Annotated in this window: 21 protein-coding genes; 11 read left to right on the top strand and 10 right to left on the bottom strand. The window is 59.6% G+C overall.

The genetic code is table 11. The features are described 5' to 3' along the window. Positions 1–4 precede the first annotated feature (4 nt). The gene (locus VVD49_RS11280) at positions 5–451 is read right to left on the bottom strand and encodes an NUDIX hydrolase (RefSeq protein WP_327599279.1); all 447 of its coding nucleotides are present in this window, start codon (positions 449–451) and stop codon (positions 5–7) included. Positions 452–614: 163 nt separating this feature from the next. On the opposite strand from VVD49_RS11280, the gene VVD49_RS11275 reads away from it, so the two are divergent. The 6 genes from VVD49_RS11275 (at position 615) to VVD49_RS11250 (ending at position 4,885) form a co-directional block, all read left to right on the top strand. Further along, positions 615–1,535: a branched-chain amino acid transaminase gene (locus tag VVD49_RS11275; RefSeq protein ID WP_327599278.1), complete on the top strand. Its 921-nt coding sequence runs from the start codon at positions 615–617 to the stop codon at positions 1,533–1,535. 12 nt (positions 1,536–1,547) lie between these two features. Beyond that, a complete protein-coding gene (locus VVD49_RS11270; RefSeq protein WP_327599277.1) occupies positions 1,548–1,745 on the top strand; it encodes a zinc-finger domain-containing protein in 198 nt (65 codons plus the stop codon). Positions 1,746–1,811: 66 nt separating this feature from the next. Continuing rightward, positions 1,812–2,357: a class IV adenylate cyclase gene (locus tag VVD49_RS11265; protein WP_327599276.1), complete on the top strand. Its 546-nt coding sequence runs from the start codon at positions 1,812–1,814 to the stop codon at positions 2,355–2,357. Next, on the top strand, positions 2,354–3,355 hold the full coding sequence (gene waaF / locus VVD49_RS11260; RefSeq protein WP_327599275.1) for a lipopolysaccharide heptosyltransferase II: 1,002 nt from the start codon (positions 2,354–2,356) through the stop codon (positions 3,353–3,355). The genes VVD49_RS11265 and waaF overlap by 4 nt, the downstream gene beginning before the upstream one ends. A 57-nt stretch (positions 3,356–3,412) precedes the next feature. Then, the gene (locus VVD49_RS11255; RefSeq protein ID WP_327599274.1) at positions 3,413–3,844 is read left to right on the top strand and encodes a YybH family protein; all 432 of its coding nucleotides are present in this window, start codon (positions 3,413–3,415) and stop codon (positions 3,842–3,844) included. Positions 3,845–3,937: 93 nt separating this feature from the next. Beyond that, complete coding sequence (locus VVD49_RS11250; RefSeq protein WP_327599273.1) at positions 3,938–4,885, top strand: hydrolase; 948 nt, start codon at positions 3,938–3,940, stop codon at positions 4,883–4,885. Positions 4,886–4,950: 65 nt separating this feature from the next. On the opposite strand, the gene VVD49_RS11245 is transcribed toward VVD49_RS11250, so the two are convergent. The 3 genes from VVD49_RS11245 to ppnP form a co-directional block, all read right to left on the bottom strand. Then, positions 4,951–5,142: a YjfB family protein gene (locus VVD49_RS11245; protein WP_327599272.1), complete on the bottom strand. Its 192-nt coding sequence runs from the start codon at positions 5,140–5,142 to the stop codon at positions 4,951–4,953. A gap of 47 nt (positions 5,143–5,189) precedes the next feature. After that, positions 5,190–5,687: a YajQ family cyclic di-GMP-binding protein gene (locus VVD49_RS11240; protein ID WP_327599966.1), complete on the bottom strand. Its 498-nt coding sequence runs from the start codon at positions 5,685–5,687 to the stop codon at positions 5,190–5,192. 141 nt (positions 5,688–5,828) lie between these two features. Next, on the bottom strand, positions 5,829–6,140 hold the full coding sequence (ppnP, locus tag VVD49_RS11235; protein WP_327599271.1) for a pyrimidine/purine nucleoside phosphorylase: 312 nt from the start codon (positions 6,138–6,140) through the stop codon (positions 5,829–5,831). Between the two features lie 533 nt (positions 6,141–6,673). On the opposite strand from ppnP, the gene VVD49_RS11230 reads away from it, so the two are divergent. Both VVD49_RS11230 and VVD49_RS11225 read left to right on the top strand, forming a co-directional pair. After that, the gene (locus VVD49_RS11230; RefSeq protein WP_327599270.1) at positions 6,674–9,205 is read left to right on the top strand and encodes a circularly permuted type 2 ATP-grasp protein; all 2,532 of its coding nucleotides are present in this window, start codon (positions 6,674–6,676) and stop codon (positions 9,203–9,205) included. Between the two features lie 17 nt (positions 9,206–9,222). Continuing rightward, the gene (locus VVD49_RS11225; protein WP_327599269.1) at positions 9,223–10,212 is read left to right on the top strand and encodes a transglutaminase family protein; all 990 of its coding nucleotides are present in this window, start codon (positions 9,223–9,225) and stop codon (positions 10,210–10,212) included. Here the strand turns inward: VVD49_RS11225 and dmeF are convergent. From dmeF to petA, 6 genes are all read right to left on the bottom strand, one after another. Continuing rightward, positions 10,209–11,273 (bottom strand): CDF family Co(II)/Ni(II) efflux transporter DmeF, encoded by a 1,065-nt coding sequence (dmeF, locus tag VVD49_RS11220; protein ID WP_327599268.1) that lies wholly within the window; start codon positions 11,271–11,273, stop codon positions 10,209–10,211. The two genes, VVD49_RS11225 and dmeF, sit on opposite strands and share 4 nt — an antisense overlap. Before the next feature lie 99 nt (positions 11,274–11,372). Further along, entirely contained in the window at positions 11,373–11,855 is a 483-nt protein-coding gene (locus tag VVD49_RS11215; protein ID WP_327599267.1) for a ClpXP protease specificity-enhancing factor, read from the bottom strand. A 176-nt stretch (positions 11,856–12,031) separates the two neighbouring features. Beyond that, on the bottom strand, positions 12,032–12,628 hold the full coding sequence (locus VVD49_RS11210) for a glutathione S-transferase N-terminal domain-containing protein (RefSeq protein WP_327599266.1): 597 nt from the start codon (positions 12,626–12,628) through the stop codon (positions 12,032–12,034). Positions 12,629–12,768: 140 nt separating this feature from the next. Then, the gene (locus VVD49_RS11205; RefSeq protein ID WP_327599265.1) at positions 12,769–13,554 is read right to left on the bottom strand and encodes a cytochrome c1; all 786 of its coding nucleotides are present in this window, start codon (positions 13,552–13,554) and stop codon (positions 12,769–12,771) included. A 5-nt stretch (positions 13,555–13,559) separates the two neighbouring features. Beyond that, on the bottom strand, positions 13,560–14,945 hold the full coding sequence (locus VVD49_RS11200; protein ID WP_327599264.1) for a cytochrome b: 1,386 nt from the start codon (positions 14,943–14,945) through the stop codon (positions 13,560–13,562). Between the two features lie 3 nt (positions 14,946–14,948). Further along, positions 14,949–15,575 carry a ubiquinol-cytochrome c reductase iron-sulfur subunit gene (gene petA / locus VVD49_RS11195; protein WP_327599263.1) on the bottom strand — a complete coding sequence of 209 codons (627 nt, stop codon included), beginning with the start codon at positions 15,573–15,575 and terminating at the stop codon, positions 14,949–14,951. Positions 15,576–15,791: 216 nt separating this feature from the next. Here petA and VVD49_RS11190 point away from each other — a divergent pair, with 216 nt between their 5' ends. The 3 genes from VVD49_RS11190 to VVD49_RS11180 all read left to right on the top strand — a co-directional run bounded on the left by VVD49_RS11190 (position 15,792) and on the right by VVD49_RS11180 (position 21,026). Further along, positions 15,792–16,562, top strand: a complete 771-nt coding sequence (locus VVD49_RS11190) for an HAD-IIA family hydrolase (RefSeq protein ID WP_327599262.1) — start codon at positions 15,792–15,794, stop codon at positions 16,560–16,562. A gap of 225 nt (positions 16,563–16,787) precedes the next feature. Beyond that, positions 16,788–17,360 (top strand): PEP-CTERM sorting domain-containing protein, encoded by a 573-nt coding sequence (locus VVD49_RS11185; protein WP_327599261.1) that lies wholly within the window; start codon positions 16,788–16,790, stop codon positions 17,358–17,360. Positions 17,361–17,426: 66 nt separating this feature from the next. Beyond that, complete coding sequence (locus VVD49_RS11180) at positions 17,427–21,026, top strand: pectinesterase family protein (protein ID WP_327599260.1); 3,600 nt, start codon at positions 17,427–17,429, stop codon at positions 21,024–21,026. Positions 21,027–21,129: the final 103 nt, after the last annotated feature.

The raw sequence follows: 21,129 nt of genomic DNA, 5'->3' as shown, positions 1-21,129 counted from the left end.
ATCTTTACTCGTAATGCCGTATCAACTCGAGCGGATACGAGCGCCCTGCCAGAAAATCCGTCACGCATTGCATGACCAGCGGACTGCGATGACGCTCGGCCTGCGCTTCCAGCTCATCCGGCGTCAGCCACACCGCGCCGATGATGCCGGTATCCAGCGCCTTGCCCGTGGCAACGCCTGTCACTTCGGCGATGAAGGTGAAGCGCAGATAGGTCAGGTCGCGATCAGGCGGCCCCCATTGGTAGATGCCCAGCAGCGCGGTCGGCTCGACCATGTGCGCGGTCTCTTCCATCGTCTCGCGCACGCACGCTGCAAGCAGCGATTCGCCGTCCTCGAGGTGGCCGGCAGGCTGGTTCAGCCGCACCCCCATGTCGGTATGCTCTTCCACCAGCAGGAAGCGCCCTTCGCGATGCACCATCGCGGCCACAGTCACATTCGGTTTCCAGACCATCGCGGCCTCCGTTTGCGCAAAGGCGACATTCTACAGGCCCGGACAGCATGGGACAGCCAAGACTTGGCCCACGGAAAGCCGATTCCGCTGCGAGCTTTGCCCGGCATGCGCTAAAATCCCGCCTTTCCGCAATTTCTTCAAAGTTCATAAAGGGGTTTGGTTCATGTCGATGGCTGATCGCGACGGATTCATCTGGATGGATGGCAAGCTGGTGCCCTGGCGCGATGCGACCACGCACGTGCTGACTCACTCGCTGCACTACGGCCTGTCGGTGTTCGAAGGCGTTCGCGCTTACAACACCAATCGCGGCACCGCGATCTTCCGCCTCGAAGAGCACACCAACCGCCTCTTCAGTTCCGCGCACATCTACATGATGAAGATCCCTTTCTCGAAGGAAGAGATCAACGAAGCACAGAAGGAAGTCGTGCGCGCCAACAAGCTCGAGAGCTGCTACCTTCGCCCGATCGCGTTCTACGGCTCGGAAAAGATGGGCATCTCGACGCGCGGCGCCACCGTGCATGTCGCCATCGCCGCCTGGCCCTGGGGCGCTTACCTCGGCGCTGATGGCCTGGAAAAAGGCATCCGCGTGAAGACTTCGTCTTTCGCCCGTCACCACGTCAATGTGACCATGGCACGCGCCAAGGCCGCTTCGACCTACGCCAACTCCATCATCGCCAACCTCGAAGCCACGCAAGACGGCTACGACGAAGCGCTGCTGCTCGACACCGATGGCTTCGTCGCTGAAGGCGCAGGCGAAAATCTGTTCGTCATCAAGGACGGCGTGATCTACGAACCGGAAATCGCTTCGGCACTGATGGGCATCACGCGCAACACCATCCACACGCTGGCCAAGGAGCTCGGCTACACCGTGCAGACCCGCCGCCTGACGCGCGACGACATCTACATCGCCGACGAAGCCTTCTTCACCGGCACGGCTGCTGAAGTCACGCCGATCCGCGAACTGGACAACCGCCAGATCGGCAGCGGCTCACGCGGCCCGATCACGCAGAAGGTGCAGGCGCGCTTCTTCGACCTCGTGAACGGACGTCTCCCGGAACACGATGCCTGGCTGGCCTTCGTATAAGGAGTTCTGCAGATGCCTGAAAATCACGACAAGTCGCAAGTGATCGCCGTCGAGGCCAAGGATCTGCCGCTGCATTGCCCGATGCCGGGCGCACCGCTGTGGGCACGGCATCCGCGCGTGTTTCTCGACGTGACCAAGACGGGCGCGGCAAGCTGCCCGTATTGCGGCGCGAAGTATGCGTTTCACGGTGAAGCGCCGGCTGGCCACTAAGTCGTCAGCATAGATGCACAAAGGGCCGCTTGCGGCCCTTTTTACTTGATGAGCCTTTGACGGGACATGGCACGGAATATCGAAATCAAGGCACGCGTAGCCGATCCGGAAGCACTCGCAATGAAGGCCGCGGCGATCGCCGATGAAGGCCCCGTTGCCATCTTCCAGGACGACACTTTTTTCGCCTGCGCAACGGGCCGCCTCAAGCTGCGTGATTTCGGCAACGGCACGGGCGAGCTGATCTACTACCGTCGCGCCGACCAAAGCGGACCGAAGGAGTCTTTCTACTTGCTGTCGCCGACCTCGTCGCCAGAGAACCTGCGGGAGTCGCTCAGGCTTGCCAATGGCATTGCGGGGCGCGTGATCAAGCATCGCACGCTGTACCTCGTCGGCCAGACGCGCGTACATCTCGATCACGTTGAGAATCTCGGCCACTTCATGGAGCTGGAAGTGGTACTGAACGATGCAGAAACCATCGCTGACGGCACACGCATCGCGGAGGAGTTGATGACACGCCTTGGTATCGAATCGACAGCGCTGATCGAGGGTGCTTATGTGGATTTGTTGAATCGCGACCGCTCGCATCGACAATCAAGCGGAGTCCCCGCGTGAGCCGCATTCTCATCATCGCGCCCTCCTGGATCGGCGATACCGTGGCCGCGCAACCACTGTTCATGCGCCTGCGGACACAACATCCGGACGCGCAAATCGACGTGCTGGCGCCGCCCTGGGTGGCCGCCGTCCTGCATGCAATGCCGGAGATCGACGGCCAGGTCATCGACAATCCCTTTGCGCATGGCCAGCTGCGACTGCGCGACCGCTGGGCGCTGGCGCGCAAGTTGAAGCGCAACGGTTATGCCGCGGCTTATGTACTCCCCAACTCGCTCAAGTCAGCGTTGATTCCCTACTTCGCCGGCATCCCGAAACGGGTCGGCTTCACGGGCGAGTCACGCCTCGGCCTGATCAATGTGCGTCACACACTCGACGAGAAAGCGACGCCGCTGCAGGTCGAGCGCTACGCGATACTGGCCGAGAAACCCGGCCAGCCTTTGCCGAAGCCACTGCCCAATCCGCAGTTGCGCGTGGATACCGCCGCAGCGGCCAGCAGCCTGCAAAAGCTTGGCCTGAGCGACACGCCGGCGCCGGTCATCTTCTGTCCCGGCGCCGAGTACGGTCCAGCCAAGCGCTGGCCGGAACAACACTTCGCCGAACTGGCGCAGAAGCTCGCCGCGCAAGGTACGCCGGTATGGCTGCTCGGCTCGAAGAAAGATGCCCCGGTGGGCGATGAGATCGTGCAGCGCTCCGGCGGTGTCGCGCGCAATCTGTGTGGCGTGACCAATCTGGAGCAGGCCGTGCATCTGCTCTCCATTGCACGTCATGTGGTCACCAACGATTCCGGCCTGATGCACGTCACCGCGGCACTGGGTACACCCCTGACTGCGCTGTTCGGCTCTTCCAGCCCGGGTTACACGCCGCCGCTGTCGGACAAGGCGCAGACCATCTGGCTCAAGCTCGAATGCAGCCCCTGCTTCGAGCGCGAATGCCCGCTGGGCCATCTCAACTGCCTGCGCGAGATCAGCGCCGAGCGCGTCGCCGAAACTTTGGCCTGACCATGGTGTAGCATCCGCGCCTGTACCACGCTCTGATCAACGCCAGCCACCCGCCCCATGCCAAGAACCATCTACGCCACACCCGACGACGCCGAACAAGCCTTTTACGAGGCCCTGTCGCGCGGCGATCTGGAAGCGATGATGAATGTCTGGTCGGAAGACGAGGAAGTCGTCTGTGTGCAACCCGGTGGCTCGCGCTTCACCGGCCTCGCATCCATCCGCGAAGCCTGGCGCCAGCTTTTCGCCAGTGGCATGAAGATCAAGGTGCGCATCAGCCATCCGATCAAGACCCAGGCCATGCTGCTGTCCGTGCATTGCGTGCTCGAGCACGTGAACATCGAGGGCGATGACACGATCGCGCCGCCGATGATCGCCACCAATGTGTTCTCACGTGGCGCACAGGGCTGGCAGATGATCCTGCATCACACCTCGCCAGCACCCGATACTGAAGGTCTACTGCTGCAAGACACGCCGCGCATCGTGCATTAGCCACCGGAGCGCCGACGTATGGTCGTCACGCAGAACGTGACGATTATTATTCCAGACTGCCGTTTTTGGTCACATTTCGCTCTGGATTCCGTCATGCGCTACGAAGCCCCCGGCTGGCTACCCAACGCCCACCTGCAAACCATCTGGCCGCTCAGCATCAAAGGCAAGAAGCCGGCCCTCAAACGTCGTCGCTGGGACACGCCGGATGGCGATTTCATCGATGTCGACTCTCTTCCCAAGCAAGCCAAACAACCGCTTGTGGTGCTGTTCCATGGACTGGAAGGTTCGAGCAATAGCCATTACGCACGGGCCTTGATGCGCACCGTGGAAGAGCGCGGCTGGAATGGCTCGGTCGTGCACTTCCGCGGCTGTTCGGGTGCGCCAAACCGCCTTGGGCGCGCTTATCACTCGGGCGATGCCGACGAGATCGACTGGATCCTGAAGCGCTTCTCCGCAAAGTTCGCGAACGTGCCGATTTACGCCGTAGGTGTGTCACTGGGCGGCAATGCGCTGCTGTGCTGGCTGGGCAGTCGTCGTGAAGCTGCCTTCAAGATCATTACCAAAGCCGCAGCGATCTCGGCTCCGATGGATCTGACAGCGGCCGGCCTGCAACTCGCGCAAGGCTTCAACAAGGTCTACACACGTCACTTCCTGAGCAGCATGCGGCGCAATGCAAAGCAGAAGGCCGGTCAGTTTCCAGGGCTGTTCGACGCCGATCGCGCCACGCGCGCCAAGACTCTCTTCGATTTCGATGATGCCTACACTGCGCCGGTTCATGGCTTCAAGAATGTGCACGACTACTGGTCGCGTGCTTCTTCCAAGCCCCTGCTGACGCAGATCGCCGTCCCAACCCTGGTATTGAACGCCAAGAACGATCCGTTCCTGCCGCGCAAAGCGCTGCCGAAAAAGCGTGATGTCTCGCCGGTCGTGACGCTCGAGCAGCCAGAAGAAGGCGGTCACGTCGGCTTTGTCAGCGGCCGCTTCCCGGGCAACCTGGACTGGTTGCCGCAACGCATCGTCAGTTATTTCGACGCGCTCTGAGCGCCGCTGGGTGTCCAAAAAAAAGGGGCCGAGGGCCCCTTTTCCTTTTGCATCGTGCAGCCTGATCAGGCTTTGGTATTGATGATGCCGCCGGGCTGGCCGGGCGAAACCGGACGCGGCAGCGCTTCGATCAACTGCTGCGCCTGCTGTGCCTCGATATCGATGGCCTTCTTGAGCACCGAAACCTGCGCCTGCCCCTGTACGTCGGCCAGTTTCTCGGTCGTTAAACCCCGGGTGATGCTGCTGACTTCATCCATGCTGGTGCTCCTTGTTGCAGACGCACCAGCCGGACCCAGCCAATGCGTTATTCGCGGAAGTTGCCGAACTGCAGCGGGAAGTCGTCGATCGACTTTTTCAACAAGGCGATGGTTTCCTGCAACAGGTCACGCTTGGCGCCGGTCACGCGCACCTCGTCGCCCTGGATGCTGGCCTGGACCTTCAGCTTGCTGTCCTTGATGAGCCTGACGATTTTCTTCGCCAGTTCGGCATCAATACCAGCCTTAACGACAATCGTTTGCTTGGCTTTACCGCCGCCTATCGTCTCGATGTCCTTGCGTTCCATGCAGCGGATATCAACGTTCCGCTTGCCGAACTTCAGGCGCGCAACATCCCAGGCCTGACCGAGCTGGAACTCGCTATCGGCGTACAAAACGAGCGAACGCTCCTTGTCCTTGCCGGTAATTTCCAGGCGCGCATCCGAGCCTTTGAAATCGAAACGATTTGTGACTTCCTTATTGGTCTGGTCGACGGCATTACCCAGCTCGACCCAATCGACCTCGCTTGTTACGTCAAATGAAGGCATGGAGATTCCTTTTACAAGCCGGGAAAAATGCGGCGGCGCGCATCGCGAGCCAATGGCTGGCAAGGCGGCGCGCACAGACGTACACCTGTACGTCGAGCACGCCAAGGCGGGGCATTGGCGCAGTAGCGCAACGAGGTATTTTTAGCCGAAATGGCAGACGTAGTGGTAGCTATCAGTCACTTCAATGTCGAAGCTGGAGTTCGCGGGCACATCGAAAGACTGGCCTTCGCCATAGCTCTTCCACTCGGTCTCGCCCTTGAGGCGCACCTTGCAGCTGCCGGACACGGTTTCCATGACTTCCGGCGCGCCGGTATTGAAGGTCAGCTTGGCAGGCAGGATCACGCCCACGGACTTCTTGGTGCCATCGGCGAACACGATGGTGTGGCTGACGCACTTGCCGTCGAAATAGACATTGGCTTTCTTGACGACGGAAACGTTATCGAACTGGCTCATGGAGGCTCTCGAAAGGATGGAGAAAAAAACAGGCCCCGGATTATAACCGGAGCCCTCTCTTCTCTTCCTCACCCACCACTCGAATGCCCGTCCAGAACGGGCCGGCGCGGTTTGCTTACGCTGCGAGACTGACAAATACCGCCAACGCGGCGAAGACCACCATCACGGCCAGCCAGCCGCGCGCATCGCCTGGTTTGGAGGTGCCGCCTGCATGTTCTTTCGTTGTTTGCTTCATTGCCGATGCCATCCTGCTATCCCCGGGGTCCCGTTCCTGACGACCTGAATTCAGCCGTTTCGTTATCCGGTAAAAATAACACTTCGAGCGCAGCGGAAAGGTGAACCGGCAGTCGGTCCGACAGAAGCGGCCTGGCACATTTATTTGAGAATTTCGCCAGATTTACAGCACCCGGCGCGGGTATCCTCCAGAAACACCAGCCAGACGGAAAGCCTCGCTGCCAATGCGCAATAGTGCGTATTCCAGCGGGCACCTTGCTGTATGTATTTTCGGCTTTCCGCTACTCTTGGCCATAGTCTTGCTTGCTCCAGACCACCCGTCCTCCACGCACACCCCGCTCGCCGCCGAGTCGCTGCCGACAATGCCTTTGCTGGATCGCTACACCACTCCTGCTGATCGCTACGACGAGCTGCTGGCCGCCAATGGCAAGCCGCGGGCGCACTGGAGCGAGATCATCAAGCACCTGGACTGGATGGGCCCACGTGCGCTGCAGGAAGCGCGCGAAGCAATGCAGCAGCAGATCGCCTCCAACGGGGTGACCTACAACGTCTATGCCGATCCGCGCGGCGCCGATCGCCCCTGGGATCTGGACTTGCTGCCGCAAGTGTTGCCCGCCGAGGAATGGGAAGGCATCGCCGCAGCGATACGCCAGCGCGCCACGCTGCTCAACGCGATCCTGCGTGACCTCTACGGGCCGCAGAAGCTGATTGCTGAAAACCAGCTGCCAGCCAGCATCATCCAGGGCCACCCCGGCTTTCTGCGCGCCTGTCGCGGCATCGAAACGCCTGGCGGCATTCATCTTCACCTCTACGCGGCAGACATCGCACGCGCACCTGACGGTCAATGGTGGATCGTTTCCGACCGTACGCAAGCCCCTTCCGGTGCAGGCTATGCACTGGAAAATCGCGCGTTGATCGGCAGCCAATTTCCCGAGCTGTTGCGTACCCTGCGCGTACAGCCGCTCAATACTTTTTTCCAGACCTTCCGCGACTCACTGGCTCAATGGGCGCCACGGGACGACGAAGCGCCACTGATCGTGCTTCTGACTCCTGGCGCGCTCAACGAAACCTACTTCGAGCACGCCTACCTCGCGCGGCACATGGGCATCCCGCTGGTCGAGGGACAGGACCTCACCGTACGTAACGGCGCCGTCTTTCTCAAGACGCTGGCCGGCCTGCGTCGTGTGCACGCCATCATGCGGCGTACCGACGACAGCTGGTGCGACCCGATGGAGCTACGCCCGGAATCGGCGCTCGGCGTGCCGGGGCTGGTCGACGTGGCGCGCAAGGGCGGTGTGCTGATTGCCAATGCCTTGGGCAGCGGCTTGATCGAATCCGGCGCCTTGCTCGGCTTCCTGCCCTCCGTGTGCGAACACTTGCTTGGCGAAGAGCTACAGATGCCCTCGGTTGCCACGTGGTGGTGCGGCGAGGAACCCGCGCTCGAAGAAGTCGCTGAACGCCTCGACTCGCTCGTCATCAAGAACGCCTACGGCTTTGCCGCAGAAGGGCCGGTCTTTGGCGGGGACCTGGACGCAGAGGAACGCGAGGCGTTGATCAAGCGCATCCACGAACAGCCGCGCAATTTTGTCGGCCAAGAGATGGTCAGCATGTCGCGCGTGCCGATCTGGGCTTCGCGCAATGCCTCGCTCGAACCGCGCCTCACAGGGGTGCGCGTCTACGCTGCAGCCACCCCGAATGGCTACATCGTGATGCCCGGCGGCCTGAGCCGGGTAGCGGGCATCAAGGATACGCGCGTCATTACCATCCAGCGCGGCGGTGGCAGCAAGGACACCTGGGTGCTGGCCGGATCGCAGGAAGAATTACCGCTGCCCACACAGCCCAAGGCGGAGGACTATCCGACCATCGTCACCGAGCACGACCACGGCTCGCTGGCCAGCCGCACGGGTGAGAGCATGTTCTGGCTCGCTCGCTACGTGGAGCGTGCAGACTGCGCCCTGCGTCTCCTGCGCTGCGGCCTGCGTCAGCAACTCGCGGCAGACGATGCGGAGTGGCCAGCCTTGCACGCGGCGGGCTTGCGCAGCGGCGTCATCGCAAAAAGAACCACGCAGGACAAACCCCTCAGCCCGCAAGCAATCCTGCTGATCTCGCTCAAGGATGCAAACTTCCCGAGCGGCCCCATCAGCAATCTACAGAACGTGATCCGCCTTGCGCGCACACTGCGTGACCGCCTTGCGCCGGACAGCTGGCGCATCTACAACCGGCTCGACCGCCTGACCACATCGTGGATGCGCGGCACGCATACGCTCTCCGATGCACTGGAGTTTCTCGACCAGTCCCTGATGTGCCTGATTACGCTGTCCGGCTACAGCATGGAACACATGACACGCGACGCAGGTTGGCGCTTCCAGTCGATTGGTCGCCGTGTCGAGCGCATGCAATTCCTGTCCATCGCACTCGACTCGCTACTGGTACCGATCGAAGGCCCGCCCGCGCTGGCCAGCCTCATCGACCTGTCCGATGCGGTACTGACCTATCGCCGCCGCTACCAGCGCGCGCCGGAGCGTGGCCCGGTGTCTGAGCTGTTGCTGACCGACCGCGATAATCCGCGAGCCTTCCTGTACCAGCTCGAATCGCTGGCCGATCACGTCGGCCAGCTGCCGGGCCAGTTGCCCGCCGATATCAGCACACCATTACGCCTGCTGGCCGAGAATCTGCTGTCACGCAAACCGGAAGACTGGGTTGGCTCAAGCCAGGAAGGAACCGCTTTGCGCGGCCTGTTGCTCGCGGCATGGGAGGCAGGCAACGAATTGGCAAACGCATTGCAGAATCGCTACTTCAGCCACCTCGATGTGCGCACCACCATAAGCTGAACGAACCAGCGGCCAAGATGCTTTACAAGATCGAACACGTTACGCGTTACGCATACAGCAGACCGGTAGGCTTGAGCTTCCAGGTCGCCCACTTGCGACCGCGCGATGACGCCGAGCAAACCTGTCTGTCGAGCAAGCTGGTGGTCGTGCCGGCGCCTGAGCGCATCGACACGGACCTCGATTACTTCGGCAACGATCTGGCACGCTTTGAACTTGTCAGCCCACATCAAAAACTGATCATTACCGCCACCAGCGAGGTCGATGTCCGGCGCAAGCCGGAGATACCGGACAGTAGTGAGCCCTGGGAGGACGTGCGCCAGTATTTCGCCGAGACGCGCTGGGGACAGGATGCGGACAGCGCAGCGGCCGAGTTCCTGTTCCCCTCCCCGCTCGTGCCGTACGCCCCTGCGCTACGCGACTACGCCAGGGCCAGCTTTACGCCCGAGGCCGAGATCGTCGCGGCGGCGCTGGACTTGATGACGCGCATCCACGAGGAATTCGAGTTCGACCCGACAGCCACGCATGTCACGACGTCGGTAGAGACTGTGCTGGCTATCCGTCGCGGTGTGTGTCAGGACTTTGCCCATCTGATGATTGGTTGCCTGCGCGCGCTGGGCTTGCCCGCACGCTACGTCTCGGGCTATCTGCTCACGCAACCACCGCCGGGCCAGCCGCGCCTGATCGGTGCCGATGCATCACATGCCTGGGTGGCGCTGTACGTGCCGGGATACGGCTGGCTGGCGCTGGACCCGACCAACAACATGGTGCCCGGCGACAAGCACATCATGCTGGCATGGGGGCGCGACTTCGGCGATGTCTCGCCTTTGCGCGGAGTGATTCTCGGCGGCGGTGAGCACGAAGTGGATGTGGGCGTCACGGTCACGCCACTGGATGAAGAGATCGAGCCGGCAAGCGGCCTCGAAACCAGCACAGAAATTGATGAGGACACAGCCCAGGCCTCTGTCCCGGATGAAACAACACGGGACGAGGCAACGCCTGGCGCCTAGCCCTGCTCTTGCGGCGTGCAGACACCGCAGTGATTGATTTCGACGCTGACGTGATACAGGGCCGGCAGCTCCTTCAGCCAACCGCGCACCTGTTGCGGCTGCAGGTCTGCCCGATGCGTCACCAAGCCCACGATACAGGCGTAGCGCGCACGTCCGACGCGCCACACATGCAAGTCCGCAATCTCGATGTCGCCGCCATTGGCAGGCGCCAGCAAGGCAGCCCGAAGCTGTTCGACGATCGGGCCCTGCATCTCGCGATCCAGCAAGACAGCGCTGGTTTCGCGCAGCAGGCCGATCGCCCATACGGCCACCACGATAGAGCCAAACAAGCCAATGACCGGATCCAGCCATTGCCAACCGAGCAGGCTGCCGCCCGCCAGCGCGGCAATCGCCAGCACCGAAGTCATCGCATCCGTCAGCACGTGGACATAGGCTGATTGCAGGTTGACGTCCCGATGGGAAGCCTCATGCCCGTGAGCGTGATGCACATGATCACCATGTTCGTGATGATGATGGTGATCGTCCCCGTGTCCATGATCGTGCGCGCCGTGCAGGATCTTCGCACACACCAGGTTGACCGCCAGACCGATGGCCGCGACCCACATGGCCTCCCCGTAGTGGATCGGCAATGGCGCAACGAGACGCTCGACAGAGCTCCAGGCCATCATGCCGGCAACGCCTACAAGCGCAAAAGCGCTGGCAAATCCGCCGAGCACCTCTATCTTCCAGGTACCCCAGGCATAGCGTGCATCGTTCGCATGGCGACGTGCCATGGCGTAGGCAAAGGCCGCCATGCCGATGGCTACGGCATGCGAACTCATATGCCAACCATCGGCCAACAGCGCCATGGAATTGGTGAGGTAGCCAGCCACGATCTCAGCCAGCATCATCACCAAGGTGATGACTAGCACCCAGCGCGTGCCACGCTCGGCCGCAGGATTGCCCTCATCGAACTGATGCGGCATTTCCCAATCGTCGACGTGGTGCGACCTACCTGCGGAAGGCGCATGCGGCTCCGCGTTGGCATGTCCGTCTACGTGGAAGTGTGAATGGGAATGCATGGCCCCGCTCCAGTCAGATTCGCTTGACTACAAAAAGGGATTTCAAGAAAAGCGACAGGATGACGGAATCACGCGCGCGCGGCGATCAGCCGTGCGGAGCTACTTGATGATGCGCAAGTGCGGGCGCCCCGGCACGCCGGCTTTCGGCGCAGGCGGTTCGGGTTTGTCGTCCGAACCCGCGACCACATCGGGCTCGCCCATGCTATCGTCATCGGCAGCCTGGACGTCCGGGTCAGCATGCAGTTCGACGCCCACATCCTTGGCGCCAGCACCGACTTCGAATGCCATGCCCTGCCCGTTTTCACGCGCGTACACGGCCATCACATTGGCCATTGGCACCAACAGGGATTGCGCCACGCCGCCGAAACGCGCCTGACAGGTGATCTCGTCGTTGGAGATAGACAACTGATGCGTGGCGTAAGGCGCAATATTGAGCACGATTCGCCCGTCGCGGACGAAGGCCATCGGCACGCGAGTGTGCGCATCCACCGACACCATGATGTGTGGTGTGTAGCCGTTGTCCACGCACCAGTCGAAGATGGCGCGGATCAAGTACGGCTTGGTGGATGGGATATCGCTCATTGGATTACTACACGTTCAGAAAAACAATCGGCCTACGCTTCACAATAGCCCTGACCGAGATAAATACGCAGTGGCCGTAGCTAGTGGTCCGCGATTGAAACGAGGAGCAGAGCTGTACGAGAGTACAGCGAGCACCGGAGTTTCAAGCCCGGCCCGCGCAGTAGGCCAATGCGTGTTTATCGACGCATGGCGCGCTCGGAGGGAGTCAGCGCATCGATGAAGCCCTGACGCGAGAAAATCCGCTCCGCATACTTCGCCAATGGAGCAGCCGTTTTCGGCAGCTCGATCGCGTAGTGCTCAAGACGCCACAGCAAGGGCGCAATGGCCACATCCAGCATCGAGAACTCGTCACCCAGCATGAACTTCTGCTTGGCGAAGATCGGTGCCAGTTGGGTCAGCTGGTCACGCACATGCGCACGTGGCTTGTCGACACCCTTCTGGTTCTTCTCGAGCGCCTCGATGTGCGAGAACAGTTCAAGCTCCAGGGTATGCAGCAGCTGACGGGCGCGAGCGCGCATCAGCGGATCTGGCGGCATCAGTTGCGGATGCGGGAAGCGCTCATCGATGTACTCGTTGATGATGTTGGCCTCGTACAGCACGAGGTCGCGATCGACGAGGACGGGCACCCGACCATAGGGATTGGTGACAGCGAGGTCTTCCGGCTTGTTGAACAAGTCGACATCGACCACCTGAAAGTCCATGCCCTTCTCGAAGAGCACGATCCGGCAACGGTGAGAGAATGGGTCCGTTGTTCCGGAATAAAGATTCATCATTGCGGAATTACTCCAGGAATACTCAGTGTCGCGCACGATGCGACGCGAAGGCGTTACATCATGCTCGCGACTGGATAACAGCATCATTTCGGCTGCGACCTGATTAGTTGCGGGTGGGGTTACGGTTTTCGAAGTGCATTTCAGTGCACATCTTTCCAGAATGCTCGTTTGAGCATATAGCTCAGCACAGCCAGTACTGCCAGCACGGCAAGCACATACAAGCCGATCTGCTGACGCATCTCCTGGGCTGGCTCACCCATCCAGGCGATGAAGGACACGAGATCGGCAACCTCTTCGTCGAACTCTTCCTTTGACAACGTACCTGGCTGAACAATTTCCAGCTTTTCGAGATGTTTGGCAGCTACGCCATGCGCATCTGTCTTCTCTACGAAATGCGCAGCTTGCTGGCCCTGCAAAGTCCACAGAACATTGGGCATGCCCACGTTGGGGAAGACTGTGTTGTTCCAGCCGGTCGGACGCGAGTCGTCGCGGTAGAACTGACGCAGATAGGTGTAGATCCAGTCTGCACCCGTTCCGAATTCGCCGCTGCGCGCACGCGCGATCAGCGACAAATCAGGAGGTGCGGCGCCGAACCACTGCTTGGCATCCTCGCGACGCAAGGCGATCTTCATCAGATCACCCACCTTGTCCGCGGTGAACAGCAGGTTGTCACGGATCTGCGGATCGGTCAGCCCGATCTGTTGCAAACGGTTGTACCGCACGTAGCTTGCACTGTGGCAGTTCAGGCAGTAGTTGACGAACAGCTTGGCACCGTTCTGCAGCGAAGCGTTGTCGAACTGCAGGGGAGCCTTGTCCAGGCGCAATACGTCACCACTCGCAGCAGCCGGCAGCGACAAGCCCGCACACGCAGCACTCAACAATGCCGCCGCAACGAAACGGAAAGTCTTCGGGAACATCATTTTCATGGAGCTCATTCGGAGGTCACCCTTTCCGGCACGGGCAGAGTCTTGTCCATGCGCGAGTACCAAGGCATGAACGCGAAGAACGCGAGATACAGGATCGAGCAGACTTGCGACACGATCTTGCCGGTCGGCGAGGGAGGCAACACGCCAAGATAGCCGAGGATCAAGAAGCATACGACCCACACCGCCAGAATGCTCTTGAACAACGAACCCTTGTAACGAATCGACTTGACCGGGCTTTGATCCAGCCAGGGCAGCAGCGCAAACAACATCACCGAACCGCCCATCATCACGACGCCCCAGACCTTGGCCTCAAGCGTCAGCAAGCCCAACAACACAGCGATCGACAGTACTGCCGCAATGATACGCACCAGGGAGTTACGTGCGGTCAGCAGCGTCAAACCACCGGTTGCCGCAACCAGCGCCATCAGCCACGGCAGGAAGTCCGACGTCGTTGCGCGCAGGATCGAGTAGTAGGGTGTGAAGTACCAGACGGGAGCAATATGCGGAGGCGTCTGCAACTGGTCATACGGCACAAAGTTGTTGTACTCGAGGAAATAGCCTCCGCCCTCAGGCATGAAGAAGATGATCGCCGAGAACACCATCAGGAAGACCACCACGCCGAAGATGTCCTTCACCGTGTAGTACGGGTGGAAAGGAATGCCATCCAGCGGGATGCCGTTCGCATCTTTATGCTTCTTGATCTCGACGCCATCCGGATTGTTCGAGCCGACCTCGTGCAAGGCGATGATGTGAGCCGCGACCAAGCCGATCAGTACCAGGGGAATGGCAATGACGTGGAAGCTGAAGAAGCGGTTAAGCGTTGCGTCCGACACAACGAAGTCGCCACGGATCCAAATCGACAGATCCTTGCCGATAACAGGAATCGCTTCGAACAGATTCACGATCACCTGCGCGCCCCAACCCGACATCTGCCCCCAAGGCAACAGATAGCCGAAGAAAGCTTCGGCCATCAGGCACAGGAAGATACCGACGCCGAACAGCCAGATCAGCTCGCGTGGTTTGCGATACGAGCCGTAGAGAAGGCCACGGAACATGTGCAGGTACACCACGATGAAGAACGCCGAAGCGCCCGTCGAGTGCATGTAGCGGATGATCCAGCCGCCCGGCACATCGCGCATGATGTATTCAACGCTGGCGAAAGCGACCGGAATGCCGGAAGCGTTCAAGGAAGCGTCAGGCTTGTAGTGCATCACGAGGAAAATGCCCGTGACGATCTGAATCACCAGCACCAGCAGTGCAAGCGAGCCGAAGAAATACCAGAAGTTGAAATTTTTCGGAGCGTAGTACTCGGAGAGATGCTCCTTGTACATCTTGGTCGCCGGGAAACGGTCGTCCACCCAACCCATGAGTTGTTGCGCCAGCTTGTTCATCCCTTAGGCTCCCTTGCTGTCTTCGCCGATCAGGATCTTGGAATCCGACAGGTATTTGTGTGGCGGAATCGGCAAGTTGTCCGGCGCCGGCATGCTCTTGAGCACGCGCCCGGCCAAGTCGAACTGGGACCCGTGACAAGGGCACAGGAAACCACCGTGCCAGTCTGCACCCATTCCACCTTCGGCGCCCGGCGCCAGTTTGTCGCTCGGCGAGCAGCCGAGGTGGGTACAGATCCCGATACAGACCAGATACTCGGGCTTGATCGAACGCGCGTCGCCCTTGACGTACTCCGGCTGCTCCGAGCGCTTCGACTCAGGATCAGCGAGCAAGGGATCCGTGGCCTTCAGCGATGCCAGCATTTCCGGCGTACGGCGGATGATCCACACGGGCTTGCCGCGCCATTCAACCACCATCTTCTCGCCCGGCTTAAGGGCAGAAATATCTGCCTCGACCGGCGCGCCCGCAGCCTTGGCACGCTCTGATGGCGTGAAGCTGAGTGCGAACGGCACGGCTGCGCCGAGGCCGGCTGCGCCTCCGACCACGGCTGTCGCCGCGATCAGGTTGCGGCGGCTGCAATCGCTGCAGCCAGCGGTTTGAGCACCGGCCTCAGCGTTTTTGTCATCGCTCATTGAAAACCCCGAGTGGTAAGGAATCTTGAAAACTGCGCGAGTATAGCGAAAAGCACCAGGCGAATTAAAGCCTTGCCCTGCATCAAACCACGCAAACCCGCGCCAGCATTAACTCTCCGGGGAGCAGATAATTTGCGCAGGGCGTCACACAAGCCCTCCAGGACACTCCCGCGCTACACTTGGCGCTTTCCCTACACAACGAAAAATCAGGCAATCATGATCAAAGGCGTCATTTGCGACATGGATGGGGTCATCTATCGCGGCAAGAAACTCATCCCCGGAGCGCTCGAATTCGTGCAGCGCCTGCTCGCGGCACAAACCCCTTTCCTCTTCCTGACCAATAACGCTGAACAAACATCACTCGACCTCAAGCTGAAGCTTGAAGGTCTCGGCATCCATGGCCTGACCGAAGACAATTTCATTACCGCAGCCATGGCAACAGCCATGTTCCTCAAGGCGCAGAAGGATCGCGCCACCGCCTACGTGATCGGCGGCGGCGGCATCATCAGCGAGCTCTATAAGCTTGGTTTCTCGCTATCTGAAACGAATCCCGACTACGTTGTTGTCGCCAAGAGCACCTCCTTCAACTTCGATCAGCTCAAGAAGGCCGTGCACCTCATTGATGGTGGCGCCAAGTTCATCGGCACCAACCCGGACATGATCGACCCGGTCGAGGGCGGCAACGAACCGGCTGCCGGCACCATCCTCGCAGCCATCGCCGCCGCAACCGGCAAGAAACCCTACATCGTTGGCAAGCCCAATGCGCTGATGATGACTCTCGCCACCCGCAAGCTCGGCATTCACCCGGATAGCGCGGTGATGATCGGCGATCGCATGGACACCGACATCGTCGGCGGCATGGAGGCCGGCATGAAGACGGCGCTCGTACTGTCAGGCGTTACAACCCCTGAAATCATGGCGCACTTTCCTTACAAGCCGGACTACGTATTCAATAACGTGGGCGAGATCGATCTGGCGATTCTGTAGTCATCGAAACACGGCTTGGGCTGCTGTAGCTATTTCACCCGTATCCACGCTCTCGTCGACAGTTCTATCTGTCGGCGTTTCTTACACACCCCATCCCCCTCCAACTCCAAGCAGTTGATATACAAGTCGATTCTATAAAGGAATACAACTTGCTTATGGGGCAGCCAGCAATGTTACCGGTTGCAAACCGGTTTTCCTGTTCTGTTTTAACTTGCGCTGGGGTTGATGATGAAAACGAAAAATAAAATCTTGGTGGGCGTGGCAGCCGGTTTATTGACGATGGGGCAGTCATTTGCTGCTGCTCCTTTAGCTGGCGCCCAGATTCTTGGTACTTACAACGGTGACGGCAGTAGCATCTACGGTGCCGACTTTTTGCAGACATCCGAGGGAGTGCAAAACCTGACTGGACTTGCGGCATTTGAAGGCGCCGAGTTCATCACCGCCGACAGTCTGATTCAGATCAATTTCAATTCTGCGGGTTTGGTAACTTTCACTCTCGATAACGCGTCAAGCGCCCCTGCCAGCTTCGTGTTCGACTTCGGCAGCAGCCTGACCTCCTTGATCTCCGCCTTCAATATCACAGATATGTCGGCCGTCACTAGCGGTGCGCCGGTACTTTCCGTCATCAACGATCACCAGATCAGTGCCAATCTGAGCTCCGCCGTCGGTAGCGCGTCGGGTTACAGCTTCACCTCGCAACTGGTCTTCACTTCTGCCGTACCTGAGCCTGTCGCACCCGCCATGTTGCTCGCAGGTCTGGGCATCGTCGGCCTGATCAGCCGCAAGCGCCGCAGCTGATTCGAACACTCTAGAAAGCGCCGCTGCTTGACGGCGGTGCGACACGACAATCGAGGAGAGTCAAAGATGAGATATCTTGCTTTGAGAGCCGCGCTCTGCGCGACCCTGCTGAGCGCACTGTGTGGGCAAACGGCAGGTGCCGTAGACGCTGCGCAGCAGGCCGCACCCAACGACGGCTGGGCTAGCCAAGCCGGCGGTACGACGGGAGGTTCTGCGGCCACCAGCGCCAATATCTATACGGTCAGCAATCGCACCCAGCTGCTGAACGCAATTACCAATGGTGGCGCGCAACCAAAGATCATCAAGGTCGTCGGCATTATCGACATGAGCGAAGGTGTACCCTTTGCGAGCCACGCCGATCAAGCCACGCGTGGCGCTGTCAATCTCAAAAGCAACACCACACTCATCGGTGACGGCACCAATTCCGGCTTTACAAATGCGTTCGTCACACTGATCAATGTCAGCCAGATCATTATCCGCAATCTGAAGCTGGTGAACCCATGCGATGTCAGTCCAGTCTATGACGCCACCGACGGCGCGGGTGGCAGCTACAACTCCCAATTCGATGGTATTTCCATCAAGGGCTCTGATCACATCTGGATCGACCATAACAGCTTCACCGATGCGCCGGTGACAGATGACACCCTGCCGGTCGACACCTCCGTAAATCGCCTGAAGCAGTGCCACGATGGCGCGCTCGACATTACGGATGCATCAGACTACGTCACGATTTCTTTCAATAACTTCTCTCTCCATAACAAAAACAACCTCATAGGCAATTCTGATTCGGCCTCAGGTGATACCGGTCACCTTCGCGTAACCTTCAGCAACAACGTTTTCAGCAACGTCACGCAACGAGCTCCCCGCGTACGCTATGGGCAAGTTCATCTTTTCAACAACTACTACGTGGGTAGCCAGACCCATCCGGTCTATCCGAATGACTACAGCATTGGCGCGGGCTACGCATCGCAGCTTATCTCGGACAACAATGTCTTCGAGATCACATTCACCGGAAAAGCCGCCTGCGACAAAATCATTGTCAATCCAAATTCGTCGGCAGTTGCAGGCAAGTTCAAAGACACTGGCTCACTACTGAATGGAACCGCGCTCAGCGGCTGCTCCCTCTCCAGTGCTGTAACCTGGACAATTCCCTATGCCTACACACCGCGCGCAAGCTCGCTGGTCAAGCTATACAGTCTGCTTAATGCAGGCGGTGGCAAGTTGACGACTGCAATCAGCGGAACGGGCAATACATCCTCTACAAATTCGTCCAGCAGTTCATCGTCAACGAGTTCGACCAGCTCAGCCTCATCTGGCTGTACCAACGCCAACCTGTATTTCTGCGATGACTTCGAAACAGGCTCCGCCGATAAATGGGACCTGCTCCCGGTCAACGGCCCCAACGGCACCTTCTCGGTTGTTGCTGACCCATCAGGCGCAGGCAATGTCTTGCAGTACACAGCACAGTCGACTGGCGGCATTCTGGCCCTCGTCAAGACAAGTGCATTCACCGGAGTAACGTCTCCAGACTATTACGTCGAAGCACGCATTCGTCCGATGACGAATAGCACTACGAGCAACAAGTACCTGTTCCTCGTCACACGCTATGTGGATGCCAACAACTGGTATGGCGCAGGCCTCAATGTTCAAAGCTCAACATCCAGCACGAACGTCGAAATCGCAAAGATGCTTGCAGGCACGTTGACCCGCCCCAAACAAACCAAGAAGCCTATCGCCATGGATGCGCAGTTCTACACCGTGCGCTTTGAGGTGATTGGCACCAACCTTTCGGTATATCTGGATGGAGAGAAGATTGGCGCCGCGATTGTCGACTCGGCATTCGCCTCCCGTGGCTTGATCGGTCTGTACACTGCCAACAAATCGTTCATGATCGACGACGTCAAGGTGGGCGATCCAGCAATCAAGCCAGTCCAGCTCACGCTGAGCACGACCTCGACCACATGGGCTGCCGAAGCCGGCGATACGCCACTGACGACGACTGTCACGGCCTTGAAAAACGATGGTGTGACGGCAGACACCTTCTCGGTCGTGTCCAGCAACCCGGCAGCCGTCGCGGCATCTAAAGCCGGCAACGTCGTCACGCTGACACCGGTGGGTGAAGGTACGTCCACCATCACCTTCACCAGTGGCTCGGACTCTACGGTCACCCGCACCATTACGGCAACCATCGCGCCGCAGTTTGTACAATCGACTGAGACGTACAACCTCAGTGGTGTTGTGTCGCCTGCGGCCGGAGAACCCGCTGCATACATCGACGGTTCGCTGAAACTTGTCTTCGATACGCCACCGACGCTGGGCGCAGCCGGTTCGATCCGCATCTTCCGCAAGAGCGACAACGCTCTGGTTGACGTGATCAAGCCAAGCAGTGAAACCGATTCGATCGGCTACACGGGCCAGGACCAGATCCGCAAGGTGAACTTCAACCCGATCAAGATCGCCGGCAACACGGTGACGATTACGCCGCATAACAACAAGCTGGCATATGGCACGGAATACTACGTTGCCATCGCAAACGGCGTATTCACCGGCACGTCTCTCAATGGCAATGCGTTCCTGGGCATCGGTCTGGCTGGCAACTGGTCCTTCACGACCAAACCCGCCGTCTCGACAAGCCTTACGACACTCGCCGTGAATGACGACGGCATTGCCGACTTCCGTACCGTTCAGGGCGCTCTGAATCACCTGATGAAGAACGTCGCCAAAGCGACGCCAGTCACCATCAACGTGATGAACGGAACGTATGAGGAGCTGCTGTTCATTCGCGCCAAGGACAACGTCACCATCAAGGGAGAAAGCCGTGACGGTACGGTGATCCAGTACAAGAACTACGAAACGCTGAACGGCGGTTCGGGTGCCAGCCAGGCTGCAGGTTCGGGCTCGGCGGCCGGTGGTCGTGCAGTGCTGCTGATCGAGACATCTGATCTGCTCACGCTCGACACGCTGACACTGAAGAACACGACGCTGCGTTCTTCGAGTATCAGCGCACAGGCCGAGACACTGTACTTCAACAACGACGCAGGCCGTTTGATCGCGAAGAATGCAAACTTCTTCAGCGAGCAGGACACCATCCAGGTAAAGGGCTATTCGTGGTTCTACAACACCTTGATCGCCGGTAACGTCGACTTCATCTGGGGCAGCAACCGCGTCGCGCTGTTCGAAAACAGCGAGATCCGCTCGGTGGGTGACACCTCGAATGCAAGCTCGGGCGGCTACCTCGTGCAAGCCCGTACGGTTGCAGCCACGGACAAGGGTTTCGTGTTCCTGAACAGCTCCCTGACGCAAGGCGTGGGCCCCGGAGGTGTCGCATTGCCAAGCGGCGTCACTTATCTGGCGCGCAGTCCTGGCGGCACATCCTCGTGGGACAACGTGAGCTTCATCAACTGCAAGATGGACACGCACGTCGCACCTGTGGGCTGGGCATATACCGGCGTCAACGGCCAGCCAGCACCTAACCCCGTGACTGCAACAGCAGCCAGCGGTTGGCGCGAGTACGGCACGACGGATCTGGCCGGCACGCCGCTCAATCTTGCGACACGAGTGGGGGGTTATGCGCTGAATGCCAGTGACGTAGTAGCCAACTTCTCGACACGGGCGCAGATCTTCTCGGCGTTCAACAGTGGTGCCGGATGGAATCCTGCTCCGTAACCTACGCACTGCGTGACTGACGAGCAGGGGCCTCAAGGCCCCTGCTCTTTCTGGTGCCTGTCAGCGCATCGAGTCAGCCAACGCGCTGGCCCGGAAAATAAGC

Source organism: Uliginosibacterium silvisoli (assembly GCF_036017035.1).
Lineage (GTDB): Bacteria > Pseudomonadota > Gammaproteobacteria > Burkholderiales > Rhodocyclaceae > Viridibacterium > Viridibacterium silvisoli.
This window is presented reverse-complemented; position numbering and strand designations above follow the sequence as displayed.

What these genes read in the sequence shown, in the direction of transcription:
- VVD49_RS11280 (WP_327599279.1), bottom strand. Translation starts at nt 451, where the DNA reads ATGGTCTGGAAACCGAATGTGACTGTGGCCGCGATGGTGCATCGCGAA.
- VVD49_RS11275 (WP_327599278.1), top strand. Translation starts at nt 615, where the DNA reads ATGTCGATGGCTGATCGCGACGGATTCATCTGGATGGATGGCAAGCTG.
- VVD49_RS11270 (WP_327599277.1), top strand. Translation starts at nt 1,548, where the DNA reads ATGCCTGAAAATCACGACAAGTCGCAAGTGATCGCCGTCGAGGCCAAG.
- VVD49_RS11265 (WP_327599276.1), top strand. Translation starts at nt 1,812, where the DNA reads ATGGCACGGAATATCGAAATCAAGGCACGCGTAGCCGATCCGGAAGCA.
- VVD49_RS11255 (WP_327599274.1), top strand. Translation starts at nt 3,413, where the DNA reads ATGCCAAGAACCATCTACGCCACACCCGACGACGCCGAACAAGCCTTT.
- VVD49_RS11250 (WP_327599273.1), top strand. Translation starts at nt 3,938, where the DNA reads ATGCGCTACGAAGCCCCCGGCTGGCTACCCAACGCCCACCTGCAAACC.
- VVD49_RS11245 (WP_327599272.1), bottom strand. Translation starts at nt 5,142, where the DNA reads ATGGATGAAGTCAGCAGCATCACCCGGGGTTTAACGACCGAGAAACTG.
- VVD49_RS11240 (WP_327599966.1), bottom strand. Translation starts at nt 5,687, where the DNA reads ATGCCTTCATTTGACGTAACAAGCGAGGTCGATTGGGTCGAGCTGGGT.
- ppnP (WP_327599271.1), bottom strand. Translation starts at nt 6,140, where the DNA reads ATGAGCCAGTTCGATAACGTTTCCGTCGTCAAGAAAGCCAATGTCTAT.
- VVD49_RS11225 (WP_327599269.1), top strand. Translation starts at nt 9,223, where the DNA reads ATGCTTTACAAGATCGAACACGTTACGCGTTACGCATACAGCAGACCG.
- dmeF (WP_327599268.1), bottom strand. Translation starts at nt 11,273, where the DNA reads ATGCATTCCCATTCACACTTCCACGTAGACGGACATGCCAACGCGGAG.
- VVD49_RS11215 (WP_327599267.1), bottom strand. Translation starts at nt 11,855, where the DNA reads ATGAGCGATATCCCATCCACCAAGCCGTACTTGATCCGCGCCATCTTC.
- VVD49_RS11210 (WP_327599266.1), bottom strand. Translation starts at nt 12,628, where the DNA reads ATGATGAATCTTTATTCCGGAACAACGGACCCATTCTCTCACCGTTGC.
- VVD49_RS11205 (WP_327599265.1), bottom strand. Translation starts at nt 13,554, where the DNA reads ATGAAAATGATGTTCCCGAAGACTTTCCGTTTCGTTGCGGCGGCATTG.
- VVD49_RS11200 (WP_327599264.1), bottom strand. Translation starts at nt 14,945, where the DNA reads ATGAACAAGCTGGCGCAACAACTCATGGGTTGGGTGGACGACCGTTTC.
- petA (WP_327599263.1), bottom strand. Translation starts at nt 15,575, where the DNA reads ATGAGCGATGACAAAAACGCTGAGGCCGGTGCTCAAACCGCTGGCTGC.
- VVD49_RS11190 (WP_327599262.1), top strand. Translation starts at nt 15,792, where the DNA reads ATGATCAAAGGCGTCATTTGCGACATGGATGGGGTCATCTATCGCGGC.
- VVD49_RS11185 (WP_327599261.1), top strand. Translation starts at nt 16,788, where the DNA reads ATGATGAAAACGAAAAATAAAATCTTGGTGGGCGTGGCAGCCGGTTTA.
- VVD49_RS11180 (WP_327599260.1), top strand. Translation starts at nt 17,427, where the DNA reads ATGAGATATCTTGCTTTGAGAGCCGCGCTCTGCGCGACCCTGCTGAGC.